This is a genomic window from Flavobacterium sp. (genome assembly GCF_046293665.1).
In the GTDB taxonomy this organism is placed as follows: domain Bacteria; phylum Bacteroidota; class Bacteroidia; order Flavobacteriales; family Flavobacteriaceae; genus Flavobacterium.
Genome location: NZ_JBKBOL010000003.1, coordinates 161,611 through 187,706 on the forward strand (window position 1 = coordinate 161,611; position 26,096 = coordinate 187,706).

The window sequence follows — 26,096 nt, forward strand, 5'->3', positions numbered from 1 at the left end:
ATGAAAATTAAACACATTGTATTGGCCTCTTCAATACTAGTTTCTGTTTCGGCTTCAGCTCAAAAAGATGAGTTGAAATCGTTGAAGAGAATTTATGCTAAAGAGGTTATCAAGGGAAATGATTTAGCAGAATATAAAAATCTTGTAGCCAAAGCTGAGCCATTGGCAACTGAAGAAGGAGATAAAATCTATGTCGCTTTTTATAAAAGCATGACACCTCTTTTAGAGATCAATGCCGTAGCTATGGATCCTGCAACAGCTGCTCAAGCGCAAGCTACTATAGCCAGAGCTTTGTCGCCAAAATCGATTGCTGACTTTGCAGCCGGTTTGAATGCTACGCTTGATTATGAAAAGAAAACCGGTAAAAAAGTTTATACTGATGATATTTTGGAAACCATCGGTTCCTATAAGCCGCAAATTGTTGAAGTAGCAACCGGTTATGGAAAAGCAGGTAAAAGTAAAGAAGCTGCTGATGTATTATATTCCCTCTATCAATTGGATAAAAAAGATGCGGATATGCTGTTTTATGCTGCTTCTTATGCCGTAAACGGTCAGGATTACGAAAAAGCTTTACAGTTTTACACCGAATTAAAAGCACTAAATTATTCCGGTGAAGGAACTTTTTACTATGCCGTTAATAATACTTCTAAGCAAGAAGAAAGCTTTGGAGCGAATAAAAGCCTTCGTGATATTTCCGTGAATACTACAAAAACACATTCAAAACCTAGAGATGAAAAAAATCCTTCAAAAAAATCAGAGATTAATAAGAATATAGCCTTAATCTTAATTCAACAAGGGAAAAGTAATGAAGCTATTCTTGCTGTTCAAGAAGCCAGAAAGAGCAGTCCTGAAGATGATTCTTTGTTGTTTGCAGAAATGGATATTTATTTAAAGTTAAAAGACTTTGATTCTTACACAAGATTGGTTAACGAGGCTTTGGCTAAAAATCCTAATAATGCTGATTTGGTTTTTAACCTTGGTGTTATTACCGGAAATGCAGGTAAGTTGGATGAAGCAGAAAAATATTATTTAAAAGCCATAGAAATCAATCCTAGTTATTTTAATGCTTATTTAAATTTTGCTGAACTAAAGTTAAGAGCAGATGAAAAATGGGTAACAGAATTGAATAAATTGGGAACTTCTGAAAAAGACAACAAACGCTACGAAGTGATTAAAAAGTTAAGAGAAGATAATTTCAAATTAATTTTACCATATCTTGAAAAAGCAGTAGACTTAGAACCAACAAATGATCCGGCCAAAAGAACATTGTTGAGTGTTTATAATGCTTTAGAGATGACTGATAAGTATAAAGCTTTGAAAGCCAAATTATAATCTTTTAATTTGATTCCATAAAAAAACCATCCGATTAGGATGGTTTTTTTATGCTTTATTTTTCGGATGTTATAAGTGAATTACTTCTCCATAAGCATCAGCTACCGCTTCCATAACCGCTTCACTCATCGTTGGATGTGGATGAACCGCTTTTAAGATTTCGTGACCTGTTGTTTCTAATTTACGAGCTACTACTGCTTCTGCAATCATATCGGTTACGCCGGCACCAATCATGTGGCAACCTAACCATTCGCCATATTTGGCATCAAAAATTACTTTAACAAAACCATCCGGAGTTCCGGCTGCTTTTGCTTTTCCTGAAGCCGTGAAAGGGAATTTACCAATTTTTAATTCGTATCCTTTTTCTTTGGCTTGTTTTTCAGTCATACCGACAGATGCAATTTCAGGTGTTGCATAAGTACAACCCGGAATGTTGCCATAATCTAAAGGCTCAACATGTAAACCTTTGATTTTTTCCACACAAAGAATTCCTTCTGCAGATGCTACGTGAGCCAAAGCTTGTCCTGGCGTTACATCACCAATGGCATAGTAACCTGGAATGTTAGTTTGGTAAAAATCGTTTACCAGAATTTTATCTTTATCGGTTTTGATACCGGTTTCTTCTAAGCCGATGTTTTCTATATTGGTTTTAATTCCTACGGCAGAAAGCAGAATGTCAGCTTCCAAAACTTCTTCGCCTTTGGCAGTTTTTACAAAGGCTTTCACACCTTTTCCTGTGGTGTCAATTCTTTCAACTGAAGAATTGGTCATTACTGTAATGCCTGATTTTTTCAACGAGCGCTCAAATTGTTTTGAGATGTCTTCGTCTTCTACCGGAACTACATTCGGCATAAACTCCACAATAGTTACTTCAGTTCCCATAGCATTGTAAAAGTGAGCAAACTCAACACCAATTGCACCTGAACCCACTACAATCATTTTCTTTGGTTGTGTTGGCAAAGTCATCGCTTGTCGGTAACCAATGACTTTTATTCCATCTTGCGGCAAGTTTGGTAATTCTCTTGAACGAGCTCCGGTAGCAATAATAATATGGTCTGCAGAATATTCAGTTACTTTTCCGTCAGCTGCGGTTACATCCACTTTTTTGCCGGGTTTTACTTTACCAAAACCATCAATAACGTCAATTTTGTTTTTCTTCATCAAAAATTGAACACCTTTGCTCATACCGTCAGCTACGCCACGAGAACGAGCAATAACGGCATTGAAATCTTTGTCGAATTCTTTTACGGTCAAACCATAATCTGAAGCATGTTTTAGGTAATCAAAAACCTGAGCCGATTTTAAAAGTGCTTTTGTTGGAATACAACCCCAATTCAAACAAATCCCTCCAAGGTTTTCTTTTTCGATTACGGCTACTTTAAAGCCTAATTGTGAGGCACGAATAGCTGTTACATAACCGCCCGGACCACTTCCTAAAACAATAATATCGTATTTCATTTCTGTGTTTTTATTTGTTATATGTATAAAATGCAGTCGGCAAAGCCTCGTGTCATTTTGTTCGTATTAATTTATTATTTTGTACAAAATGCAGTCGCTGTCGCTCGTGCCATTTTCTTGTAATTATTTATTTAATGTAAAAATGCAGTCGCTAATGTTCTTGCTATTTTTATAAAATTTAATTGATTATTTGAGATTACTTCGTCAGTTCGACTTTACAGTCTCGGGTGCGAATTTAAGGATTTATTTTGAAAATTTAGCTTTCTACGGCAAACTGTGAATCGTATAAATTTTTATAATAACCTTGTGCTTTGTTAATCAATTCCTGATGCGTTCCTTCTTCTACAATTTGCCCTTTGTCCATCACTATGATTTTATCTGCATTCATGATGGTAGCCAAACGGTGAGCGATAATTATTGACGTTCGACCTTGGGTAATTCTTTCAGTGGCTTTTTGGATCAATTCTTCGCTGTAAGTATCAATGGAAGAAGTTGCTTCGTCTAAAATTAAAATGCTCGGATTGTTTACATAAGCCCGAAGAAAAGCAATTAGTTGGCGTTGGCCTGAAGACAGCATCACACCGCGCTCTTTTACGTCATAATCATAACCACCTGGCAATGTTTTGATGAATTTATTCACGCCGATTTTTTTTGCGGCTTCCATTACTTCTTCACGAGAAATATTCGGATTGTTAAGTGTAATGTTGTTGTGAATCGTATCGGCGAAAAGGAAAACATCTTGTAAAACGATAGCAATTTGTTGGCGCAAACTTTCTAATTCGAAGTCATTGATATTTTGGTCATCGACATAAATGGTTCCCGAATTAATTTCGTAAAAGCGATTTAGCAAATTGATAATGGTTGATTTTCCGGCACCGGTAGCTCCAACGATAGCGATGGTTTCGCCTGCTTTTACATTCAGATTAATGCCTTTTAGTACTTCTTCTTTGTCATTATAACCAAATCGGACATTCTCAAATCGGATATTGCCTTTAAAATGGCTGGCTACTAATTTTCCGTCTTCCTGAACATCTTTATTGGTATCTAAAATGTCAAAAACACGATTGGCGGCTATCATACCCATTTGCATCTCGTTGAACTTATCTGCAATTTGGCGCAAAGGGTTGAACAACATTCCGATAAACATCGTATAAGAAAATAAATCACCAAAAGTGGTGAACTTATCGCCATCCAAAATATGAAAACCACCGTAAAGTACGACAGCACCTAAAGTCAGCGACGTAATAATATCGGCGATAGGGAAGAAGATGGAGTTGTATAAAATGGTTTTAATCCAAGCTTTGTTGTGTTTTTGGTTGATTTCTTTGAATTTTTCATACTCAATTTTTTCCCTATTGAAAAGTTGAACGATTTTCATTCCGGTCACACGTTCTTGTACAAACGTATTCATATTGGCCACTTGATTTCGAACTTCTTCAAAAGCCACTTGCATTTTTCGTTGGAAGATTCGAGTAATGTAAACTAAAACCGGCATGGCTAAAATCACAATCCATGTCAGGCGCCAATTCATGTAGAACATAAAAATCAGGACTACAATCATCTTTAACAAATCACTGATGATCATGAACAAGCCTTGGCTGAAAATACGTGCAATTTGTTCAATGTCAGAAACTGAACGGGTAACCAGCATGCCGACAGGCGAGTTATCAAAATATTTCATTCTGAAACTTAACATGTGTTTGAACAACTTGGTCCGAATGTCTTTAATAATATCTTGTCCGAGCCAATTGGCCCAATACACAAAATAAAACTGAGAAAGTGTTTCTAAAATCAACACGATTCCCATGATGGTAACATAAAACAACAATCCGTGTTCATCTTTGGGTTCGATGTATTCATCAACCGTTTGTTTTAACAAATAAGGACGAAGCGCAGCAAAAACCGATAGCAATACGGCAAACAAAATGACACCGTAATACCTTTTTTTATAAGGCTTGGTGTATTTTAAAATGCGTTTGAATAAATTAGTATCGAATGCTTTTGCTTGCATATTATTTTATGTAGTCGTAATCAATTTGGGTTAAATATAAACCGTGCGCAGGAACTGAAAATCCGGCCTGACCACGATCTTTACTTTCAATTATTTTTTCAAAATCAGCTAAGGATATTTTGCCTAAACCAATGTTAATCATAGTGCCAACGATGGCACGAACCATATTGCGTAAAAATCTGTCGGCAGCGATGGTAAACACTAATTTAGTTCCGTTTTGTTGCCAATGTGCTTCAAAAATAACACAATTAAACGTTCTGACATCAGAATGGGTTTTCGAAAAACATTCGAAGTCAGTGTGTTTGAATAAAATTTGGCAAGCTTGGTTCATTTTGTCTAAATCCAAAGGCAATTGGTGCAACCAACTACCATCAGTTTCAAAAGCATCTTTAAAGGTGTGAATATGATATTCATAAGTTCGTTTCGTAGCATCAAAACGAGCATGAGCTTCATCGTGTACTTTTAGAATATCAAAAATAACAATGTCTTTGGGCAAAAAAGCATTGAGTTTGTGTGTCAGTATTTTACAATCGATTTCGGTTTCGTAATCAAAATGCGCATACATTTTTTTGGCATGTACACCGGCGTCAGTTCTTCCGGCGCCAACAATATCAATTTCAGTTCTTAGTAATAAAGACAAGGCTTTGTTGATGGTTTCTTGTACAGAACTGGCATCGGGTTGGTATTGCCAACCGTGGTAATTTGTTCCTTTATAAGCCAATTCGATAAAATATCTCAATTTTAGTGTTCAGTGTTCAGTGATTAGTGTTCAGAAAAAAGGCTGAAAAAATAGTCATTGAACTGGTTCAAGTTGCGCAAATTTACGAAGATTTTATGTTGGAGAAAGGTTAATTTTTTTAATATAAATTTGTTGGCTTTTACATTTGTACTCTATGAAAAAAATCCTGCTGCTTTCTGATACGCACAGTCACATTGATGAAACGATTTTGAAGTATGTCCAGCAAGCGGATGAAGTTTGGCATGCCGGAGACATTGGCGATTTGAATGTGACCGATACCATTAAAGCGATAAAACCGTTACGAGCCGTTTATGGCAACATCGATGATGAGAAAGCCCGAATGGAATTTCCTTTAAATAACCGATTTCTCTGCGAAGGTGTTGAGGTTTGGATTACACACATTGGCGGTTATCCCGGAAAATACAATCAGGCAATTAGAGCTGAAATTCAAACCAATCCGCCGAAGCTTTTTATTTGTGGTCATTCGCATATTTTGAAAGTTCAATTTGATAAACAATTGAATTTACTTCATATGAATCCGGGTGCTTGTGGGATTTACGGCTTTCATCAGGTGCGAACGATGTTGCGTTTTGAAATTGACGGCGAGAAGATTCAGGGTTTAGAGATAATTGAGATTGGTAAGCGATAGTTTTCAGTCACAGTTGCAGTCGCAGTTTTCAGTTTCGCCACAGATTTGACAGATTCAACGGATTTCCACGGATTGTTTTCTTGTTAATTTGTGTGCCATAATAAAATCAACAGTGTTATCTTTCGAAAATACCTCAAAAAATTAGTGGCTAAAAATAAAAAACCCGTCTGTTTAAAGAGACGGGTTTTTCGCAGCACTAAAAAACTAAGTTTATAGGTTTATCGCAATCGATCCACAGATTTTACGAGATCTTCATCCTTTTTGATGGCTTTGTTGGCCAAAACCAAAAGTACGATAGAAAAAATAGGTAGGAACATCCCAATACCCTTCTCAGAAACGGTAGCCGCTTCTCCGGATAGATTTAGTGTTCGATACACAAATAATCCTAATAAAATTAAATTCAATATGATATTCAATCTGCCCATGACAAATTGTTGTTGTCTTTTTGTGTGTGATAAAATGCTCAGTAATGACAGCGTACTGCTTAATCCGAATAGCGCAGTGTAAGCGATATCCATCATAAAATAGAATGATTTACCGGTTGCATCTGTCCACAAAGGAAACACAAAAGGTAAAGCTCCCGTTACAATCAGGCTGGCTATCAAATAATAAGTCTGTATTCTAAACATAGTTTTTGAAAAATGTTGGACAAAAATATAGTTTCTTTTTAAAAAATACTATTGCATGGTAAAAATTTATTTGTATTATTGCATAACAAATCCGCAAGTACTTCATCTTCGGACTTTTCTATACCAAATATTTTCTACCCACATTTGCAGTATTTTCCAAAGAACAAATTTAAATCAAAACAATATTGATGTTTGATATTTCCGCCTTAAAAGAAATGAAGCTTTCTGAGCTTCAAGAAATTGCTAAATTAGCAAAAACCATTAAAGTTACCGGTGCCAAAAAAGATACGTTAATTGCGCAAATTTTGGAACACCAAAGCAAAGCTGTGACTGAAGATAAACCCACAGTTGCCTCTGAAAAGCCTGTAGATAATAAAACCAAAAGGCTCAGAATTTCTCCTGAAACCAAAAAAGCGTCCGAAACCAATCAAAGTGATTTGTTTGCCAATGAAGAACCAGTGGTCGTCGTAGCAGAAGATGCGACCGATAGCGAACGTGCGGAGCAAAAGCCGGTTTTTGAAAATAAAAATCCAAAGTTCAAAAAACCTTTTGAAAAGAAAAAGAGTAATAATTCCAATACCGAAGTAGCCTCGCAAGCAACGGACAACGAAGTAGAAATAGCCGAAAAACCTGCTGTTACAGAAGTTGAAAGCAATCCAAACCAAAACAGCAACCGCGAGCCTAAACACAAGAACCAAAATCCCAATCAAAACGGGAATGCCAACAACAATAATCCTAATTTTAAAGGTAAAAAGCAAAATAACTTCCGCGATTCAGATTATGAATTTGATGGCATTATTGAGAGTGAAGGCGTTTTAGAAATGATGCCGGATGGCTATGGTTTCTTGCGATCTTCTGACTATAATTATTTAGCTTCACCGGATGATATTTATTTATCAACTTCTCAAATCAGATTGTTTGGTTTGAAAACCGGTGATACTGTAAAAGGAGTTGTGCGTCCGCCAAAAGAAGGCGAGAAGTTTTTTCCACTGGTGAGAGTTTTAAAAATCAATGGACATGATCCGCAAGTCGTGCGTGACCGAGTTTCTTTCGAACACCTAACGCCGATTTTTCCAAAAGAAAAATTCAACATAGCCGATAAACAAGCCAGTGTTTCTACTCGAGTAATGGATTTGTTTTCGCCAATTGGTAAAGGACAACGTGGAATGATCGTAGCCCAACCGAAAACCGGTAAAACGATGTTGTTAAAAGACATTGCGAATGCCATTGCCGCTAACCATCCCGAAGTTTATTTGATAGTTTTATTGATTGACGAAAGACCGGAAGAGGTGACTGATATGCAACGCAGTGTTCGCGGTGAAGTAATTGCTTCCACTTTCGATAGAGAACCAATGGAGCATGTGAAAATTGCCAATATTGTTTTAGAGAAATCAAAACGTTTGGTAGAATGTGGTCACGATGTGGTGATTTTATTAGATTCGATTACGCGTTTGGCCAGAGCTTACAATACGGTTCAACCGGCATCCGGAAAAGTATTATCGGGTGGTGTTGATGCCAATGCTTTGCAAAAACCAAAACGTTTCTTCGGTGCGGCTCGTAATGTTGAAAACGGTGGTTCATTAAGTATCATTGCTACAGCCTTAACCGAAACCGGTTCTAAAATGGACGAAGTAATCTTCGAAGAATTTAAAGGAACAGGTAACATGGAGTTACAATTGGATAGAAAAATTGCCAACCGCAGAATTTTCCCGGCTATCGATTTGACTTCTTCCAGTACGCGTCGCGATGATTTGTTATTAGACGAAAAAACACTACAAAGAATGTGGATTCTGCGCAAGTTCCTAGCCGATATGAATCCGGTGGAAGCGATGGATACGATAAATGATAAGATTAAGAAGACCAGAAACAACGATGAGTTCCTGATTTCGATGAACGATTAGATATTGAGTCCCAGCTGAGAAGTTGGGATTTTTTTTGGCACACGCTTTGGTAGGCTTTCTTAAGATTGGCTTAAGAACCCCAATTTTCTCCTTTATGAAAACTACCAGAATACTTCGTTTTTTATCCTTATTAGGTTTTTTATTATTGTTGGCACCGTTTTATGATGCTTGCGATGATAAAACAAATGGTTTTGTAAAGACCTATGATGAATATGATACCAATGGAAAACTAATTGAAAAGACTTTTCTACAAGAGGTTTACAACATAGTTGTAGATGAATTGTCATTTAATGGTTTTGAAATTGCAAGTTTGTCGGTTTATGCTATTCAAGATTTGACATTTAAAGATTTTAAAGAAGAAGTTGCCAGTAGTTTTAAAAAGGAAAAATGGTTCAAGGATTTGGGGATGTTTATATCATTTCTATTTGATACCATCATTTTGATTTCTTTGACATTAATAATTTTATCATTTACCAAAAGAATACAAACCTTGAATAAATTGGCTTTGATAAATACTTTTCTAATTCTATTAACTTTATCATATATCATATTTCTAGAAAGTTCCTTCGACCATATTCGTCAAATCAAATGGGGTTACTACGTTTTCATCATAACCAACCTCTTGATTTTCTATTATTCCAAGTTGGCCTCCAAACAGCAAAATTCGTAATTCGTAATTCTAAATTTGAAATTCAAAATGTCATCTTGTCAGCCAAATTTACCCAAAACTGACAATTTATTCCTAATAACCGCTTGGCACAATCCTTGTCATTCTCGAAATCGTACAACACAACGTACTATTCACTCTTAGAGGAATAATCAAAAAATAAATTAAAAAGGAGAAAATAAAAATGGGAAAAATTATTGGTATCGACTTAGGTACAACCAACTCTTGTGTGGCCGTTATGGAAGGTGGAGAACCAGTTGTAATTGCTAACGCAGAAGGTAAGAGAACAACACCATCTGTAATTGCTTTTGTAGAAGGTGGAGAAATTAAAGTAGGTGATCCTGCGAAAAGACAAGCGGTGACAAACCCAACAAAAACCATAGCGTCTATTAAACGTTTTATGGGGAACAAGTACACAGAAAGTGCTAAAGAAGCCTCAACTGTAGCTTACAAAGTAGTAAAAGGAGATAACGACACGCCACGTGTTGACATCGACGGCAGATTGTACACACCACAAGAATTGTCAGCTATGACACTTCAAAAAATGAAAAAAACAGCCGAGGACTATTTAGGTCATACAGTTACCGAAGCAGTAATCACTGTTCCGGCATACTTTAACGATGCACAACGTCAGGCTACCAAAGAAGCTGGTGAAATTGCTGGCTTAAAAGTAATGCGTATCATCAATGAGCCAACAGCTGCGGCATTAGCTTATGGATTAGACAAACAAGGTAAAGACCAAAAAATTGCTGTTTATGATTTAGGTGGAGGAACTTTTGATATCTCTGTTCTAGAATTAGGCGATGGTGTTTTCGAAGTATTGTCTACTAATGGTGATACTCACTTAGGTGGAGATGACTTTGACCAAGTAATCATCGATTGGATGGCTAACGAATTCAATGCTGAAGAAGGTGTTGATTTGCGTAAAGATCCAATGGCATTACAACGTTTAAAAGAAGCTGCTGAGAAAGCTAAAATCGAGTTGTCATCTTCAACACAAACAGAAATCAACTTACCATACGTTACTGCTACGGCTTCAGGACCAAAACACTTAGTGAAAACTTTGACTCGTGCTAAATTCGAGCAATTGGCAGAAAGCTTAGTAAAACGTTCTATGGAACCGGTTATCAAAGCTTTGAAAGATGCAGGTTTAACAGTTTCTGATATCGACGAAGTAATTTTGGTAGGTGGTTCTACAAGAATCCCGGTTATCCAAGACCAAGTAGAAAAATTCTTTGGTAAAAAACCATCAAAAGGAGTTAATCCTGATGAAGTAGTAGCGATTGGAGCTGCTATTCAAGGTGGTGTTTTATCCGGTGATGTAAAAGATGTATTGTTGTTAGATGTTACACCTTTATCATTAGGAATTGAAACTATGGGTAACGTAATGACTAAATTAATTGAGTCAAATACGACTATTCCAACTAAAAAGTCACAAGTATTCTCTACGGCTGCGGACAACCAACCAAGTGTTGAAATCCACGTAATCCAAGGAGAAAGAACGATGGCTGCGGATAATAAAACCATTGGTCGTTTCCACTTAGACGGTATTCCACCGGCACCTAGAGGTGTTCCTCAAATTGAAGTGACTTTTGATATTGATGCCAATGGTATCATCAAAGTTTCTGCAACTGACAAAGGAACTGGAAAATCTCATGACATTCGTATCGAGGCGTCTTCAGGATTGACTCCGGAAGAAATCGAAAGAATGAAAAAAGATGCCGAGATGAACGCAGAAAGCGATAGAGTAGCCAGAGAAAAAGCAGATAAATTAAACGAAGCGGACGGTATGATTTTCCAAACCGAAAGTCAGTTGAAAGAATTGGGTGAAAAATTATCTGACGAACACAAAACGGCTATCGAATATGCTTTAACCGAATTGAAAATGGCACACCAATCACAAGATTTAGAAGCTATTCAAAAAGGGTTAGACAATGTGAATGCCGCTTGGAAAACTGCCACCGAATCCATGTATGCTCAAGGCGATGCAGGTCAGGCGCAAGAAGCTCAGCCACAAGCTGAATCTCAAGGGGATAACACTCAAGATGTAGAATTCGAAGAAGTAAAGTAATAATTCTAGAATACCTATCTATAATTAAAAAGTCGGACAGATGTCCGACTTTTTTTATGGTGTGATTTAAACTTCCTTTTATTTAATGTTTTGCATCTTCATGATGACTAAAGTATGCGGAAAGGTTATTGCTGCCAAAAAAGAAAAGAATAGTGCTTTAAAAATTTCTTGATCCTTAAATAACAAGTAAAGAAGTAAAATACCCATTAACGATAAAATCCAGTACACAAAAGCAGATTTAAAATACCGTATAAAGTTTTTCAAAGAATAGCTTCCATACAAAAAGTTTATCTGTTCTTTAATAGAGGGTAAGCTATGCCAAATGATAAAGTAAATGGCGAAAGCCCAAATCAAATTTGCGTTTCGGAATATGATTCCAAATAAAATTAAATAGACCATATTCACCAATATTTCATCCTTGAAATTCGCACTTCTTTTAACCAATAATAAGCCACTTACAAGTAGTAGCAATCCATTAAAAATTAAGAAATAAGTAAAATTGACAAATGTAATGGGCGTATTAATTATTTGCTCAATGATTCTTCTAACTTCTGCCTGATGAAAATTAAAAAGTAGTGAGAGTATAAAAAGACCATATGTGGTTTGAAAGGCAATTATGATTTTTGACGTCTTTTTAGTATTTAAGATATTCCAATGCTGTTCTCCAAAATGATATGCACTGACTATTAGAAACAGTAATAAGGCTATTTTAGGCAGACTGTAGAACAAAACAATTCCAAATAAAACAAAGACAATGTAGTAAAACAATATTTTTTTGCCAATGGTAGCTGTTTTTTCGTGATTTATTTTTGAAATCAATTGTAAATCATTTGATCCATGCAGTATTCCAAATAAGAATATAATTACAAATCCAATAGTTTGTTGATATTCAACAGAAAAAGTAGTGGTAATCCATAGGCCAAAAAAACTCAAAACAATGCCGAAATTGTTAGAACTTGTCATTCCACTGCGTTTTAATTTTGTTTAAAGTTAAATAAAAATTGTTAAACAGTATTATTTATTTTGTTTATTGTTTCATAATTTTGGTTAAACAAATAATCTAAAACATTTAATCATGACAAATTTACTTTTATCTTCATCGCTCATTGCGAAAATGTTGCCAACTGATTATGTTGGTTTTACCTTTTTTATCGGATGCATGGCCATGATGGCTGCATCAGCATTTTTCTTTTTGTCTTTAAGCCAGTTTGATAAAAAATGGCGTGTTTCAGTTTTAGTTTCAGGTTTAATTACTTTTATTGCTGCGGTGCATTATTTCTACATGAGAGATTATTGGGCTAGTTTCGGTGAATCACCAACTTTCTTTCGTTATGTAGACTGGGTTCTCACAGTGCCATTGATGTGTTTAGAGTTTTATTTAATCCTAAAAATTGCCGGTGCAAAACAATCTTTACTTTGGAAAATGATTGTTTATTCTTTGGTAATGTTAGTTACAGGTTACTTCGGAGAAGCCGTTGACCCGGCCAATGCTTGGTTATGGGGATTAGTTTCCGGTATTGCTTATTTTGCAATTGTTTATGAAATCTGGTTAGGTGAAGCTTCTAAATTAGCCAAATCAGCTGGAGGTGAAGTACTTGCTGCTCACAAAATTTTATGCTGGTTTGTTTTAGTCGGCTGGGCTATTTATCCGTTAGGATACATGCTTGGAACAGACGGCTGGTATACCGGTTTATTGGGTAAAGGAAATGTTGATGTAGCTTATAACATAGCCGACGCTATCAATAAAATTGGCTTTGGTTTAGTTATCTACAACCTAGCCGTAAAATCAACAAAAGATTAAATTTTATTAGTTTTATTGCCGAAAGCCGTTCCGATTTATTGGTGCGGCTTTTTTTATTTAACAGTCATCGAATCAATTATTTTGTATATTCGATTTCTGTTTAAACCAAAATTGTATCAAATGAAAAGAATCGTTTTATTGGCGTTAATCGCTATGTTGAGTATCAATGCTTACAGTCAAAAGAAAAAGCCAATAGCTAAGAAACCAAGCACAACTGCCGCTGCAGGATTAGCAAAGGTTGACAACTTAGTAGCCGAAGTTAAAAAAGAAAATTTCCAACTAACTATTAACGAAAACGGTAAAGAAAAAGACGCCATGATTGTAAAAGCAGTTGATGCTACTTTCAAACCAACCAATTGCAAACTGACTTCTTTTACGGCTAGCGGAACCAAATTATACTTATTGACTTGGACCGAAATCGTGCAAATAAAAGCCAATAAAAAAACAGAAGACATAACTAATGTTTATTCGGTGATTTATGAGATTACCAATAAAAAACAAGTGTTTTCAAATACACAAACAACCAATCACATCACTGAGATAGTTTCTTTGGGCGGAACAACAGCTACCGAAACCCAAGAAAAAATCAGAAGAGATGGTTTTGAATTCGTCCTAAATGCTGATGGTTCTGTTACTCAGAAAAGTAAGAAACAGGAAAATAAATTGGTTTATGATGCTACTAAAATGGAATATGTCGCTAAGAAATAAATAAAAAAGGCCGCAAATTCGCAAATTATAAATTTTGATTGGTTAATAATTTGCGAATTCGCGGTTAAATTTTATCTAAACCAATTGCCGATAGATTGGAAAATGCGTCCGAAGAAGGTGCGTTTTTTAAAAAAACGACTCTCTATTACCATGCCTTCTAATATGACTCCGTGGCTATTCATCTTGACATTGACAATATTGGTATTGACAGGAACAGTAACATTATTAAATCCAACGAAGGTAAAAACTAAAATATCTCCTTTTTTGGCTCGTATTGTAAATTTCCCTTCCAAATCAGCCTGACTACTTTTTGTTGTGCCTTTAATCAATATGTTAGCCCCAGGCAATGGTCCTATACTATCGCTGACAACACCGGAAACTTCGATTTCTTCATTTTTAGTATCAACAGGAAAATCGCTTAAAACTTTTTTATCGGTTTGTTCTATTTTAACACCGCCTTGTGCAAAGTTTTCCTGTGTTCCCAAACCAATCAAACTGATTAAAGTAGCTGTTGTAGCTAACCACATTGAACTTTTTTCATTCGGTTTGACCAAATCACGCTCAAGTTGTGTATTCAAAAATCGCCCGCAAAGATTTTGATTTTGTTGATAAGCCGTTACGATTTCACTGTCGCTGGCTTTAGTAAAGTCGTGCACTTTTTTTTGACAGGAAGCGCAAAATTTTCCTTTGTCAACGGTTGTCATTCCTTCCCAATTTTCATGGCAAGGTTGTGGGATTGAGATATTGATTTTATTTGTCATAAGATTTCCTTTTATATTGAAGAGGCAGTTATGGACAAAAAGGTTGGAAGGAAGGCAATAAAAATACCGCAGATTCGCAAATTATAAATTTTGATTGGTTAATAATTTGCGAATTCGCGGTTTAATTAAATCTATTGATTTACTTTAATTTCAAAGGTTTTATTCCAATTCTTACCGGTTACAAATATCGTATTAGTTGATTTGCGATACGCAATTCCGTTTAAAACTTCTGCTTCCGGATTGGTTACTTTGGCTCTCAAAGCAGACAATTCCAATACTGCTTCAACAGCGCCGGTTTGCGGGTTAATCACAGCAATCGCATCTTTCTGCCAAATATTACCATAAATTTTTCCGTTGATCCATTCAATTTCGTTGACACTTTTTATTTTACTGTCATTCGTATAAACGTTAACATGATCGATGAGTTTTTGGGTTTCAGGATCCATTTTCCAAATCTTTTCTGTTCCGTCTGACTGATAAAGATATTTTCCGTCATTAGTCAAACCCCAACCTTCAATTTTTTTATCGTATTGAAAAGATTTGATGGGTTTCAATGTTTTGGCATCATAAATAAATCCTTCAGCATTTTGCCAAGTTAACTGATAAATTTTATCATTAAGAACTGTAATGCCTTCGCCAAAGTATTGCTGATTTAAATCGGTTTTTTTAAAGATCTTTCCGGTCTTGTAATCGGTTTTGGCTACATAAGAGCTTCCTTCACGTCCCGTACTTTCGATTAAAGTATCTTTATAAAATTCATAACCTTGAGTAAAAGCATTTACATCATGGTCGTAAGTATTGACAATTGTATATTTTAATAGTTTCGGAGCAATAACAGCTGCAACTTCCACACGGGTAGAAGTTGAAATCGTATCGCCTTCAAAATGAACCAAAGCTTTAATTCTTTGGTATCCCAATTTTTTTCCGTTCAAATCCAAAGTGAATTTCCCATTCCCTTTTACCGCAGTTATTCTTTCATTATTTGCATAGTAAACTACGCTATCAATGTTTTTGTTGTTATTGTTCAATAGAGTAAAGTCAACTTTATCATTGGTAGTATACATCGATTTTAAGTTGCTTTCATCAAAGCTGAAAAAGCCTTCTTTGTCTTTTTGACTATCACCGCAACCAACGATGTTTAAGGCTAAAAAAGTGGTTATGAATAGGTTATAAACTTTCATTTTTTGGAATTAATTTTTCACTCACAAATATATTTATATTGCTCTTAAATTCTTGCAAAAAAATAAAAAGATTGTATATTTGCACCGGCAAGTCCTACACGACCAGCTCCTGCAAAATCCTCCAGGATGGGAACATAGCAAAGGTATGCGGTTGTAGCGGTGCGATGTAGGTCGCTTGCCATTTTTTTATTCTGAACTTGTTTACTTCGTTAGTTTGATGTGTTCGCTCAGAATGCTTTCCAAAAAGATTAGAATTTTGTCCGAACTTTGTTTCGGATTTTTTATTTTTACATGATATGGTTTTATCCTGGCAAATAGTAAAATTCAACCTCAAAGAAACATTTGCCATCGCTTATGGAAATTATACTTTCAGAGAAGCTTTAATCGTTACGTTGCAAAGTCATGGTGAAAAAGGGTATGGCGAATGTACCTCAATAGATTATTACAACATCAATTTATCCGATTTTGAAATCATTTTAACCAAAGTAAAAGCCCAAATTGAAAGCCAAAAACCATTACATCCAACTGAGTTTTACACTTTTCTGCTAACGCTTAACTTACCGAGTTTTTTGCGTTCCGCACTCGATTGTGCTTATTGGGATTTGTTTGGAAAATTAGAACAACAAAGCTTTTTAGAACTCAACCAAATCCATTACAACCAACTTCCCGAATCTTCCATCACGATTAGTGTTGACTCAGTCGAAAATCAAATGAAGAAAATAGAACAATCTGCTTGGAACAAATTCAAGGTCAAATTCAACCATTTCAGCGAAAGCGATATGCTAAAACTTCTTCTGTTAGATAAAAACATCGCTTTAGATTCCAACGGAAGTTTTACTTCTGAAGAATGTCTTTGGCTCGAAAATAATTCGCTTGTCGCTAAATTTACTTATTTGGAACAACCCATGAAAACAGGAGTGGAGAACTATTCCGTTTTGCATTCGAATCAATACGCCAATTGGATGGCAGATGAAGATTGTCAAGATATTTCGGTTTTAAAAGATTTGGTGCCTCATTATAAAAGCATTAATATCAAACTGGTCAAATGTGGCGGATTAACACCAGCTTTGGAAATGATTGCTGGAGCGCGAAAACTAAATTTTAAAATCATGATAGGCTGCATGACCGAATCAACAGTCGGTATTTCGGCCGGAGCGGTTTTAGCACCATTGTGCGATTACGCCGATTTAGACGGAGCCAATTTAATCGCCAACGACATCGCCAAAGGAAGTCAGATTGTCAACGGAAAAGTTCAGCTAAGTAAAAATCACGGATTGGGTATCAAGTTAAATTAAAAGCATTTATCTTTATCGATTGAATAGAATATAGAAAATAGAAAATAGAGTATAGAATATAGAATATAGAGCAAGGGTTTAGTCTATTCTCTTTATTCTATTTTCTTTTATCTTTTTTCTTTTATCTTTTAAAACATGAGCAAAGTAGTTTTAATCACCGGAGGTTCTTCGGGTATAGGCAAGGCGATAGGGGAATTTTTATTTCATAAAGGTTTTACCGTTTATGGAACCAGTCGTAATCCTGAGAGAATTACCAATTCGTTATTTCCGTTAATTGCTTTAGATGTTCGTAATACCGAAAGTATTCAACTCGCCGTTGAAAAAGTAATCACAATGTCAAAGCGAATCGATGTCGTTATCAACAACGCCGGCGTTGGTATTACCGGTCCGTTAGAAGAAATTCCTACGCAAGAAATCAAGAGCAATTTTGAAACCAACTTCTTCGGACCCATAGAAGTCATCAAAGCGGTTTTACCTCAAATGCGCGAACAAAACTCAGGCTTAATTATCAATATTACGTCTATTGCCGGTTACATGGGATTGCCTTATCGTGGCGTGTATTCGGCGTCAAAAGGTGCTTTAGAAATCATTACCGAAGCGATTAGTATGGAAGTAAAATCATTCGGAATCAATATGGTAAATGTCGCACCGGGCGACTTTGCTACCAACATTGCTTCCGGTAGATATCACGCGCCGGTTATTTCAGGTTCGGCCTATGAAACAACTTATGGCAATACATTAAAACAAATGGATGAGCATGTTGACAGCGGCAGTAATCCTAATGAAATGGCGATGGCAATTTACCAAATCATCAACGATAAGAATCCGAAATTGCATTACAAAGTCGGCGCGTTTATGCAAAAGTTTTCCATTGTTTTGAAACGAATTTTACCGGATAGGATTTATGAGAGTATGTTGATGAAGCACTATAAGTTATGAGTTACTGAGTGTCTGAGACGCTGAGTTACGGAGTAAAAAAACTCAGCAACTTAGTAACCTAGGCACTCAGTTACTTAAAAATAAAATGTAACTTTGCACCACGAAAATCAAAAACACAACTTTTTTACACACATAAACAATACATTATGAAATTTTTTATTGACACGGCCAACTTAAACGAGATTAGAGAAGCACAAGGACTTGGTGTTCTTGATGGTGTAACCACCAATCCGTCATTGATGGCCAAAGAAGGAATCACCGGAAAAAACAACATTTTAAAACATTATGTTGACATTTGTAAAATCGTAGACGGTGATGTAAGTGCCGAAGTAATCGCAACTGATTACGAAGGGATGATCAAAGAAGGTGAAGAATTAGCTGATTTACACGACCAAATCGTGGTGAAATTACCAATGACCAAAGATGGTGTTAGAGCTTGTAAATACTTCTCAGATAAAGGGGTTAAAACCAATGTAACTTTAGTATTTTCAGCAGGTCAAGCTTTGTTAGCTGCGAAAGCAGGAGCGACATACGTATCACCATTCTTAGGAAGATTAGATGATATTTCTACCGATGGTTTGGCTTTGATTCAAGAGATTCGCGATATTTATGACAACTACGCTTTTGAAACGCAAATCTTAGCCGCTTCTATTCGTCATACTATGCACGTGGTCAATTGTGCTAAAATTGGTGCCGATGTAATGACCGGACCATTATCATCCATCACAGGATTATTAAAACACCCTTTAACTGATTTAGGCTTAGCACAGTTCTTAGCCGATTATGCAAAAGGAAACCAATAGTTAGTCTCAGTCGCAGTTTTCAGTCACTGACTAATCATAAAAAAAGCGTCCCGATTTTTTCGGGACGCTTTTTTTATCTAACAATTTAAAAGTCTACAATATCAGTTGTCTATTTCAATTCCTCTTCAAAGTTCAACTCAAATATATTAGTAAAGGCGTTTTTAATAGTGCCGTTATCACCTAAGATAATAGTTCGGTGGATTTTGGTAATCACCCATTTGGACTTAATATCTTCAAAATCGGTACATCTTAACTCTGTTATGCTGTCAAATTTATATTTTTTCAATAAACTCTTCCACTCGTCTTGCGTATCATTGATGTTGATTCCTATAAACTGATACTCAGGATGTAATTTTTGAAAACCAATTATTTTTTTGTGAACGGCTTTCAGATGCGATAATGCATTGGCGGTCCAAAAGAAAATCACTGTTTTTTTATTGGTAAATGTATCAGAGCTTATTTTATTACCATTGCGATCTAAAAGCGTCACTTCTGGGAGTTTACTTCCGGCCTTTAGCAGCTGAATGGCATTTCCAATTTTGGTAATTTCATTTTTCTGACTCTTGTCGGTAGATATTTTATGATAAGTATCCAAAAAGGTTTGGTTATTTACCATATTTTGATCTTCTAACAAATAAGTAAAAGCGATGTTGTTTAAAATAGTGTTTTTTACCTTTTCGTTTTTAATCAGCGTGTCAGCAATATTCATTTTGTTGACATTGGTTTTCAGCGCCAAGTCAACTTCGGTAAAATGATTGTGATAGTTAATAGAACCCATGTTATTCAGCATGTGCGACAGATACATTACAAATGGTGAATAGGAGGACAGTGCCACATTATTACAATCTATTTTCTTTCTAAAATTGTAATAATCAGTTGGAATCTTTTCATATACATCTTTTCCGGTTCTAATCTTATGTACCATAGGGTATAATTCTCTTCTGGTATAATAAGGAAAATCTAACGCGGCTTTAGCATAAACATCAAAATTATCATTCCATTTGAGTTCTTCTTTTTTGCGCGTGTAAAATTTTGTAGCTATTGCATAAGAAGAATCAATAGCTTTGGTAAATTGATCAATGTCATAATCAAAAGCTTCAAAAAGTCTGTTCTTGTCTTTCTCATTTTTCAAATATTGCTCCATGAGAAAGTTATTTTTCTGATCGCCACGACCACAAAAAACCACAGAATTGTCAAAATCTCTGGTATTGACACGCACCATCAAACTGTCATTTTTATCAAAATAAACATACTGGTATTCGGGTTCGTGTTTGAAAGTATATAAACCCGGAGCTAAAGAATCGAATTGTACAAAGAATCGGTTGTTTTTATCCAACTTAATAGAATCTATCACTTCATTGTCTTTGCAAAAAAGTACATATTGACTATTTGGATTGACAATTTCCCCACCAAAATAGGCAACATAGTCATTTCCTTTAAATTCGTTTTTACACGAACTCAAAAGCGTAAGGAAAGGGATAAGTAAAGCAAAAACTTTTAAATTTCTGTAAGTGTGCATTGAATAGAAACTAGTAAACAAAAATATTCAGATGATTTGGATTTTACTGTTAACCATTAGTTAAATGTAAACTGTCATCCCGATTGGATTTAATTGTCTAAGATAATTATTATAAAACTAAAAGTCTTATTTTTTTAATGTTTACAATTATTTGATATAATTACCGTTGGGCGATAAAATTAGTTGTTTTGTCGAGTGTTAGAACAATTATAATCAACTGATTGTAAATTTGTGTATTCAATTATCCCCAAATTTTCAGACCATTTTTTTTAATTCTAACTTAATTTTTTTAAAAATGAAAGCAAAATTATTTTTTTGTTTTGTGTTTGCCTTATTTTTTAATTTGGGAAGCACTTTTGGTCAAGTCGAGAATTGTGAAGGACAATTCAAAACGTTTACCATCGGTGGATGGGGAACAGCATGTAATGGAGGTAATCCCGGTTGTTATCGCAATGCCAATTTTAATGGTGCCTTTCCTAACGGTTTAACAATTGGATGTGGTAGCAATACCATAACATTAACGTCTTCTTTGGCGGTTCAGAATTTTTTACCTTCGGGCGGAACATCATCATTATTATCCGGAGCTCTTGTAAACCCAATGTCTTCTGATGTGAGTAATACACTTGCCTCTCAGTTGATAGGTGTGACTTTAGCGGTTGGCTTTGATGCCTATGATCCCAATTTTTCAAGTAGCGGAGACAGTTTTGCCGATCTTGAAATTTTGAGTGGTCCACACGCAGGAATGACCGTGGCAGAATTTTTAGCATTGGCCAATGATATTATTGGAGGTTGTGCTCCCGGAGATTTAAACGGCTTAAACGAAACGGCAACAGCAATTAATGAAAACTATGTCGGAGGAGATACAGACAATGGGTATTTAGACTGTGATCCTTGTCCAAATTGTCAACGATTTGATTTTACCATAACCTCTACTAATGTAGTATGTTTTGGAGAAGCCAATGGAAGCATTACCATTTCAACATCAGGAGGAACAGCACCTTATACTTATTTCCTCGATAATGTTCAGGTGGCGGTAACAAATGATCCATTTTATACTTTTAGTGGTTTAGCAGCAGGTACTTATATAGTTGCCGTTAATGATAGTGCCGGAAATTCCGGTTCAAGTGATCCTACTATTGAGATAACACAACCTGATGCATTACTTTTAACAATCGATAAAGAAGACATAACTTGCTACGGCGGCTCCGGTTCGGCAACTGCTAATGTAACAGGAGGTACTGGTGAGTACTCTTATAGTTGGAATACCAATCCGGTTCAAACTACCCAAACTGCTACTTTAACAGAAGGCACTTGGACTGTCACTATCACCGATGAAAATGATTGTACAGTTTCAGGAAGTGTGACGCTGGTAACCTTGCCATGTGAAGGCTTTACAACAGTCACCATGGGTGGCTATGGGGCCAAATGTTCCGGTAATAACTGGGGTTGTTATTTAAAAAATAATTTTGTCGCTAATTTCCCTGCCGGATTGACTATTGGTTCAGGTTCTAGATTCTTGAAACTCACTACAGCCGCTGCTGTTCAGGCTTTCTTGCCATCAGGATCAACAGCGAGAGCTTTAAATCCGGGTACTATGATTAATCCAACCACCAAAACCTATAACAATGTTTTGGCCGGACAAACAGTTGCTTTAACACTTTCTGTAGCTTTTGATGCATCTAATCCAAACTTTTCTCCTTCACCAACGCTATTAGGAGATCTGATAGTAGGATCTGGGCCTTTTGCCGGATTAACAGTAAATCAATTATTGGCAATTGCTAATACTGTTTTAGGCGGTGGCGCATCTCCATATACTCCGGATCAAATCAATAACGCAATTGATAGTGTCAACAATAACTATAATGGAGTTAATGTCAATCAGGGTTATTTAGTTTGTCCTTGTGTTGATGTTTCTAAAAATGTTGCTGATGTCATTGGAGAAGGTTCTACAAAAACCAATATGTTGATTTATCCTAATCCGATCAGAGGCAATTCAACTTTAGAAATGACACTAAATTATTCGTCAAAAGTGGTCGTTGATGTTTATAATATCAGCGGACAATTGGTTAATACAGTTTTCAAAGGCAATTTAGAAGCCAATGAAAAATATTCAGTAAATATCAATGGAACCAATCTTAGAGCGGGAGTCTACTTCATAAGACTTACCTCTGACAGAGAGGTAACCAAAAAAATAATTTTAATAACCGAATAAAATTGGGTTGAAGCAAAAGCCTCACTTATTATAAGTGAGGCTTTTGTTTTTATAAATATTTATTGTTTGATAAATCGCTTTGTAGTTCGACTATCACCATCGATTATTTCAATTAGATAGGTGCCTGATTTTAAAGAACTCACAGTAATCATATCATTTTCAATAGTACTGTTGTCCATTTCTTGTCCCAATAAGTTAAAGATTCTATAACTGGCCTTGTTTTCAAGATTTAAGATGTTCAAAACGTCTCCCGTAACCGGATTTGGGTACAACTTTAAAGCGGGTTTGGCCACCATTATTTCTTCTTCTTCTAATCTTCCTGTTGCTGAAATGATTACAGTGTAATCTTCAACTTCTCCATAAGCAAATGTTTCGCAAGCAGTAGGGAAAGCGTTATTTTTCATAGAAACTCTCATTCGGGTAGCTCCTAGAAGTGCTGTTGAAGGAACCGTTATTTTTCCACTTATTGAGGTTAATTTCGATTTAGATTGATTAATCACTTGTTCGCCTGCATCATTAAAATCACCATCCTGATTAAAATCAATCCATACACGATAAGCTTCCGCTAAACTTGTACTCGCTTTAGTTGGTGTTATAGAGATGATAGTAGTTGAATTTAAAGCCAAACTTGTAGACAAAGAGGTAAAATCTCCATAACCGTTATTATTTCCCGAAAGATTATCGATAGAACCCATTTGCACTCGGTTTATATATTCTCTGCTGGTGCTATTGCCTCTCGAGTTACAGTACGAAATCACATTAGATAAGGTTGTAATAGTAACCAAATTACTAGGCGATGCGTTTCCTGCGGCATCTTTGGCTCTTATATTAAATTGATAAGCCGTTGCAGGATTTAGCCCATTAACAGTATAGTTTGTGGTAGCGGTTGAAGCAATTAAATTGCCATTTTGATAAACATCATAACCGGTTACGCCAACATTATCAGTTGCTGTCGACCAAGAAAGATTGGTTGAATTTGACGTTGTACCTGAAGCAGCTAAGGTAGGCGATGAAGGCGCTACTGTGTCTGCCAAAGAAAGTGTGATTATAGTAACCGTATTACTCGCAACTGAAGCATTTCCGGCTGCATCTTTAGCAATTACATAATAGCTGTATGAGGTCAATGATGACAAACCACTCATGGTATATGTTGTATTTGTGGTAGAGGCTTTGTATCCGCCATTTTGATAGATGTCATAACCAATTACACCAACATTATCAGAAGCTGACCAAGATAGATTTGTAGAGGAAGCGGTCGTTCCCGATGCTGATAAAGAAGCCACAACCGGAGCAATGGAATCTGCTGCTACAGTACCGCTAGTAATGGTAAAATTAGCATTAGAGACATCAAAGAAAATATGGTTACTTCCTTTAATCATAATTCTGTTGGTGTTTCCTGCTATGTTAGGAATGGTCACATTCTGAGTGCCATCATTTGGTGTGGCAGCTAATAAGGTAATAGGAAAAGTTTGGCCACCGTCAGTTGATAACAAGATATCTACATTAGCACAATTAATACCATTAGCAGTAGTTCCGGCAACATTCCAAGTTATAGTTTGTGTGCTTCCACCGCTATAAGTTACGGCCGAATTAGGCGAGTTTACAGTAAAAGGACCGGCTGTTCCGTTTACGGTAAGAATAACATCATCACTATTATTGGATGGTCCGCCGGTTCTATTATCGCGGACGGTCAATCTGAAATTTAAAGTTCTGGCTACGTTTGGTAAAACTTCCCAAGGAATTTCAGTACCTGCTGTGGTGGTTTGTCCGCTCAAAACAGTTGCCATTCTTGGAAAATATCTCGTAGGAGAAGTTGTTGGAGGAAACGATCTAAACACCGGACCTGCTGTAGCAGTTGCCGAAGGAGTAGCAGTGGTCGAATTTCCTAAATCCATTTCTTCCCAAGTATAGGTCAATAAATCGCCATTAGCATCTGTAGCATTTCCGGTAAGCATAAAAGGAGTGCCTTTCGGAATAGTATAATCTAATCCTGCATTCACTACCGGTACGCTATTTCCGGTTGCAGTTGTAATGTGAGCAATCTTATTTTTAATATTATTAGTCACTTGCTGAATACTGATGGCATGAAAATAAGGATCTGAATGACGCTGTATGTCTTTTGTAGTAATACCGGCATAACTCATAATGGTTGAGCCGCTACCCGGTTCCATTTGTGCACCGGTTCCCGTTTCATTCACATGGGTAAAAGTATGATTGGCTCCCAATTGGTGACCAATTTCGTGCGCTACATAATCAATATCAAAGAAATCTCCGGCCGGTATACCATTGGAAGGCGAAGTATAGCCTTTTCCTTTAGAACCATTCACACAAATACAGCCAATGCAACCTGCATTTCCGCCACCACCGGTTCCACCTAATAAATGACCTATGTCATAGTGGGCTTCTCCAATTACATTGGTTAATGTAGATTGTAGTTGTGAATTCCAACTCGACATACTGGTGTAATCTGAATAAGGATCTGTAGCAGCATTAGTGTAAATTACATTGTCATTATTGGCAATAAGAACCAATCTCAATCCGAAATCAGTTTCAAAAATACCGTTAACTCTTGTCAAAGTATTGTTCATTCCGGCCAATGCCAATAATTTGGTTCCTCCAAAATAAGCCGCATATTCACCCGTACAAGACATAGCCAATCTGAAAGTTCTTAATTTAGCATCATCAGCATTAGGTCTGGCCATTTCGCCCGAATTATCAATGCTGCTTATAGCTTCATCAATAACTTTACATTCCATTTTACTCAAAGAGTTAACATAATCTGATTTTTGATAAACAGTATAAGTGATCAAATCAGTGGTTAAAGGTTCAATAAAAACAGCTTGTTTTCCTGGTAGCAATGTCATCGATTTAAAGCCCAAAGGCGATAAACTAAAATACACTTTGGCACTCGGGTTTTCAACACCAACAGCCAAATATGATTTAATGTCCGGATAATTCGCGGCTAATTCTTCTGCCATGACTGGGTTTTCATAAACCCTGAAGTTTTCAAAAACACCCTCGGCATTAGGCAGTGAAATTAAGGTATTAGAAGTACGAACTGTAGTAGTCCTTTTAGGCGAAGTAGCTAGGATATCTTGTAATGCTGTTAGGTCTAAGTCATAAAGACTTTTTTCGGGTAGGTTAGCATTGCTGGACTTTCTGTTGATTTCCGTGCCGGCATTTACTTTCCAAATGGTTTTGCTGCTTTGAGCCATAGCAAAACTACTGACTACCAATAAGGTAATAGAGAGTAATCTTTTCATAATACATAGTTTAGGTTAAATCCATTTCAAATTTAGGAGCAACTGTTAAATTGTTCGATAAAAAACACAAAAAAATCGATTAAATACATTATTTTATCTTACATAATAGATAAAATACTACATTTTACGCAAATTAAAACAAAGAAATTCTAGTAGC

General features: G+C 36.1%; 20 protein-coding genes and 1 other RNA gene. 12 read left to right on the forward strand and 9 right to left on the reverse strand.

Annotated elements, in window-relative coordinates; genetic code table 11:
* The gene (locus ACK4R1_RS07110) at nt 1-1,332 is read left to right on the forward strand and encodes a tetratricopeptide repeat protein (protein ID WP_409685084.1); all 1,332 of its coding nucleotides are present in this window, start codon (nt 1-3) and stop codon (nt 1,330-1,332) included.
* A gap of 69 nt (nt 1,333-1,401) precedes the next feature.
* Here ACK4R1_RS07110 and lpdA read toward each other — a convergent pair whose 3' ends face one another.
* The 3 genes from lpdA to truA form a co-directional block, all read right to left on the reverse strand.
* Nucleotides 1,402-2,790, reverse strand: coding sequence for a dihydrolipoyl dehydrogenase (gene lpdA / locus ACK4R1_RS07115; protein WP_409685087.1), 1,389 nt, complete (start codon nt 2,788-2,790; stop codon nt 1,402-1,404).
* 256 nt (nt 2,791-3,046) lie between these two features.
* On the reverse strand, nt 3,047-4,801 hold the full coding sequence (locus tag ACK4R1_RS07120; protein ID WP_409685090.1) for an ABC transporter ATP-binding protein: 1,755 nt from the start codon (nt 4,799-4,801) through the stop codon (nt 3,047-3,049).
* Nucleotide 4,802: 1 nt separating this feature from the next.
* A complete protein-coding gene (truA, locus tag ACK4R1_RS07125) occupies nt 4,803-5,540 on the reverse strand; it encodes a tRNA pseudouridine(38-40) synthase TruA (protein ID WP_409685093.1) in 738 nt (245 codons plus the stop codon).
* 154 nt (nt 5,541-5,694) lie between these two features.
* On the opposite strand from truA, the gene ACK4R1_RS07130 reads away from it, so the two are divergent.
* Nucleotides 5,695-6,189, forward strand: coding sequence for a metallophosphoesterase family protein (locus tag ACK4R1_RS07130; protein WP_409685096.1), 495 nt, complete (start codon nt 5,695-5,697; stop codon nt 6,187-6,189).
* 218 nt (nt 6,190-6,407) lie between these two features.
* On the opposite strand, the gene ACK4R1_RS07135 is transcribed toward ACK4R1_RS07130, so the two are convergent.
* The gene (locus ACK4R1_RS07135; RefSeq protein WP_409685099.1) at nt 6,408-6,818 is read right to left on the reverse strand and encodes a DUF4293 family protein; all 411 of its coding nucleotides are present in this window, start codon (nt 6,816-6,818) and stop codon (nt 6,408-6,410) included.
* A 188-nt stretch (nt 6,819-7,006) separates the two neighbouring features.
* Here ACK4R1_RS07135 and rho point away from each other — a divergent pair, with 188 nt between their 5' ends.
* The 3 genes from rho to dnaK all read left to right on the forward strand — a co-directional run bounded on the left by rho (nt 7,007) and on the right by dnaK (nt 11,457).
* Nucleotides 7,007-8,719, forward strand: coding sequence for a transcription termination factor Rho (gene rho / locus ACK4R1_RS07140; RefSeq protein ID WP_409685102.1), 1,713 nt, complete (start codon nt 7,007-7,009; stop codon nt 8,717-8,719).
* Between the two features lie 94 nt (nt 8,720-8,813).
* On the forward strand, nt 8,814-9,389 hold the full coding sequence (locus ACK4R1_RS07145; protein ID WP_409685105.1) for a hypothetical protein: 576 nt from the start codon (nt 8,814-8,816) through the stop codon (nt 9,387-9,389).
* A gap of 181 nt (nt 9,390-9,570) precedes the next feature.
* Complete coding sequence (dnaK, locus tag ACK4R1_RS07150; protein WP_409685108.1) at nt 9,571-11,457, forward strand: molecular chaperone DnaK; 1,887 nt, start codon at nt 9,571-9,573, stop codon at nt 11,455-11,457.
* 78 nt (nt 11,458-11,535) lie between these two features.
* Here the strand turns inward: dnaK and ACK4R1_RS07155 are convergent, their stop codons facing one another.
* The gene (locus ACK4R1_RS07155) at nt 11,536-12,420 is read right to left on the reverse strand and encodes a Brp/Blh family beta-carotene 15,15'-dioxygenase (protein ID WP_409685111.1); all 885 of its coding nucleotides are present in this window, start codon (nt 12,418-12,420) and stop codon (nt 11,536-11,538) included.
* 112 nt (nt 12,421-12,532) lie between these two features.
* On the opposite strand from ACK4R1_RS07155, the gene ACK4R1_RS07160 reads away from it, so the two are divergent.
* Nucleotides 12,533-13,258: a bacteriorhodopsin-like gene (locus ACK4R1_RS07160; protein ID WP_409685114.1), complete on the forward strand. Its 726-nt coding sequence runs from the start codon at nt 12,533-12,535 to the stop codon at nt 13,256-13,258.
* 120 nt (nt 13,259-13,378) lie between these two features.
* Nucleotides 13,379-13,966 carry a hypothetical protein gene (locus ACK4R1_RS07165; RefSeq protein WP_409685117.1) on the forward strand — a complete coding sequence of 196 codons (588 nt, stop codon included), beginning with the start codon at nt 13,379-13,381 and terminating at the stop codon, nt 13,964-13,966.
* Between the two features lie 71 nt (nt 13,967-14,037).
* Here ACK4R1_RS07165 and ACK4R1_RS07170 read toward each other — a convergent pair whose 3' ends face one another.
* Complete coding sequence (locus tag ACK4R1_RS07170) at nt 14,038-14,727, reverse strand: carboxypeptidase-like regulatory domain-containing protein (protein WP_409685120.1); 690 nt, start codon at nt 14,725-14,727, stop codon at nt 14,038-14,040.
* A gap of 131 nt (nt 14,728-14,858) precedes the next feature.
* Nucleotides 14,859-15,908, reverse strand: a complete 1,050-nt coding sequence (locus ACK4R1_RS07175; RefSeq protein ID WP_409685123.1) for a glutaminyl-peptide cyclotransferase — start codon at nt 15,906-15,908, stop codon at nt 14,859-14,861.
* Between the two features lie 85 nt (nt 15,909-15,993).
* Between ACK4R1_RS07175 and ffs the strand changes: the two genes are divergently transcribed.
* The 4 genes from ffs to fsa all read left to right on the forward strand — a co-directional run bounded on the left by ffs (nt 15,994) and on the right by fsa (nt 18,945).
* Nucleotides 15,994-16,092, forward strand: an RNA gene (gene ffs / locus ACK4R1_RS07180) — signal recognition particle sRNA small type.
* 112 nt (nt 16,093-16,204) lie between these two features.
* Nucleotides 16,205-17,203 carry an enolase C-terminal domain-like protein gene (locus ACK4R1_RS07185; protein ID WP_409685126.1) on the forward strand — a complete coding sequence of 333 codons (999 nt, stop codon included), beginning with the start codon at nt 16,205-16,207 and terminating at the stop codon, nt 17,201-17,203.
* A 135-nt stretch (nt 17,204-17,338) separates the two neighbouring features.
* A complete protein-coding gene (locus tag ACK4R1_RS07190; RefSeq protein ID WP_409685129.1) occupies nt 17,339-18,142 on the forward strand; it encodes an SDR family oxidoreductase in 804 nt (267 codons plus the stop codon).
* 146 nt (nt 18,143-18,288) lie between these two features.
* The gene (fsa, locus tag ACK4R1_RS07195; RefSeq protein WP_409685132.1) at nt 18,289-18,945 is read left to right on the forward strand and encodes a fructose-6-phosphate aldolase; all 657 of its coding nucleotides are present in this window, start codon (nt 18,289-18,291) and stop codon (nt 18,943-18,945) included.
* Nucleotides 18,946-19,054: 109 nt separating this feature from the next.
* On the opposite strand, the gene ACK4R1_RS07200 is transcribed toward fsa, so the two are convergent.
* The gene (locus ACK4R1_RS07200) at nt 19,055-20,464 is read right to left on the reverse strand and encodes a TlpA family protein disulfide reductase (RefSeq protein WP_409685135.1); all 1,410 of its coding nucleotides are present in this window, start codon (nt 20,462-20,464) and stop codon (nt 19,055-19,057) included.
* A gap of 295 nt (nt 20,465-20,759) precedes the next feature.
* Between ACK4R1_RS07200 and ACK4R1_RS07205 the strand changes: the two genes are divergently transcribed.
* The gene (locus ACK4R1_RS07205; protein ID WP_409685138.1) at nt 20,760-22,676 is read left to right on the forward strand and encodes a T9SS type A sorting domain-containing protein; all 1,917 of its coding nucleotides are present in this window, start codon (nt 20,760-20,762) and stop codon (nt 22,674-22,676) included.
* Nucleotides 22,677-22,735: 59 nt separating this feature from the next.
* On the opposite strand, the gene ACK4R1_RS07210 is transcribed toward ACK4R1_RS07205, so the two are convergent.
* On the reverse strand, nt 22,736-25,939 hold the full coding sequence (locus ACK4R1_RS07210; protein WP_409685141.1) for a reprolysin-like metallopeptidase: 3,204 nt from the start codon (nt 25,937-25,939) through the stop codon (nt 22,736-22,738).
* Nucleotides 25,940-26,096: the final 157 nt, after the last annotated feature.

Coding starts and splice junctions, on each gene's coding strand:
- ACK4R1_RS07110 (WP_409685084.1), top strand. CDS start 1: ATGAAAATTAAACACATTGTATTGGCCTCTTCAATACTAGTTTCTGTT.
- lpdA (WP_409685087.1), bottom strand. CDS start 2,790: ATGAAATACGATATTATTGTTTTAGGAAGTGGTCCGGGCGGTTATGTA.
- ACK4R1_RS07120 (WP_409685090.1), bottom strand. CDS start 4,801: ATGCAAGCAAAAGCATTCGATACTAATTTATTCAAACGCATTTTAAAA.
- ACK4R1_RS07130 (WP_409685096.1), top strand. CDS start 5,695: ATGAAAAAAATCCTGCTGCTTTCTGATACGCACAGTCACATTGATGAA.
- ACK4R1_RS07135 (WP_409685099.1), bottom strand. CDS start 6,818: ATGTTTAGAATACAGACTTATTATTTGATAGCCAGCCTGATTGTAACG.
- rho (WP_409685102.1), top strand. CDS start 7,007: ATGTTTGATATTTCCGCCTTAAAAGAAATGAAGCTTTCTGAGCTTCAA.
- ACK4R1_RS07145 (WP_409685105.1), top strand. CDS start 8,814: ATGAAAACTACCAGAATACTTCGTTTTTTATCCTTATTAGGTTTTTTA.
- dnaK (WP_409685108.1), top strand. CDS start 9,571: ATGGGAAAAATTATTGGTATCGACTTAGGTACAACCAACTCTTGTGTG.
- ACK4R1_RS07155 (WP_409685111.1), bottom strand. CDS start 12,420: ATGACAAGTTCTAACAATTTCGGCATTGTTTTGAGTTTTTTTGGCCTA.
- ACK4R1_RS07160 (WP_409685114.1), top strand. CDS start 12,533: ATGACAAATTTACTTTTATCTTCATCGCTCATTGCGAAAATGTTGCCA.
- ACK4R1_RS07165 (WP_409685117.1), top strand. CDS start 13,379: ATGAAAAGAATCGTTTTATTGGCGTTAATCGCTATGTTGAGTATCAAT.
- ACK4R1_RS07170 (WP_409685120.1), bottom strand. CDS start 14,727: ATGACAAATAAAATCAATATCTCAATCCCACAACCTTGCCATGAAAAT.
- ACK4R1_RS07175 (WP_409685123.1), bottom strand. CDS start 15,908: ATGAAAGTTTATAACCTATTCATAACCACTTTTTTAGCCTTAAACATC.
- ACK4R1_RS07185 (WP_409685126.1), top strand. CDS start 16,205: ATGGTTTTATCCTGGCAAATAGTAAAATTCAACCTCAAAGAAACATTT.
- ACK4R1_RS07190 (WP_409685129.1), top strand. CDS start 17,339: ATGAGCAAAGTAGTTTTAATCACCGGAGGTTCTTCGGGTATAGGCAAG.
- fsa (WP_409685132.1), top strand. CDS start 18,289: ATGAAATTTTTTATTGACACGGCCAACTTAAACGAGATTAGAGAAGCA.
- ACK4R1_RS07200 (WP_409685135.1), bottom strand. CDS start 20,464: ATGCACACTTACAGAAATTTAAAAGTTTTTGCTTTACTTATCCCTTTC.
- ACK4R1_RS07205 (WP_409685138.1), top strand. CDS start 20,760: ATGAAAGCAAAATTATTTTTTTGTTTTGTGTTTGCCTTATTTTTTAAT.
- ACK4R1_RS07210 (WP_409685141.1), bottom strand. CDS start 25,939: ATGAAAAGATTACTCTCTATTACCTTATTGGTAGTCAGTAGTTTTGCT.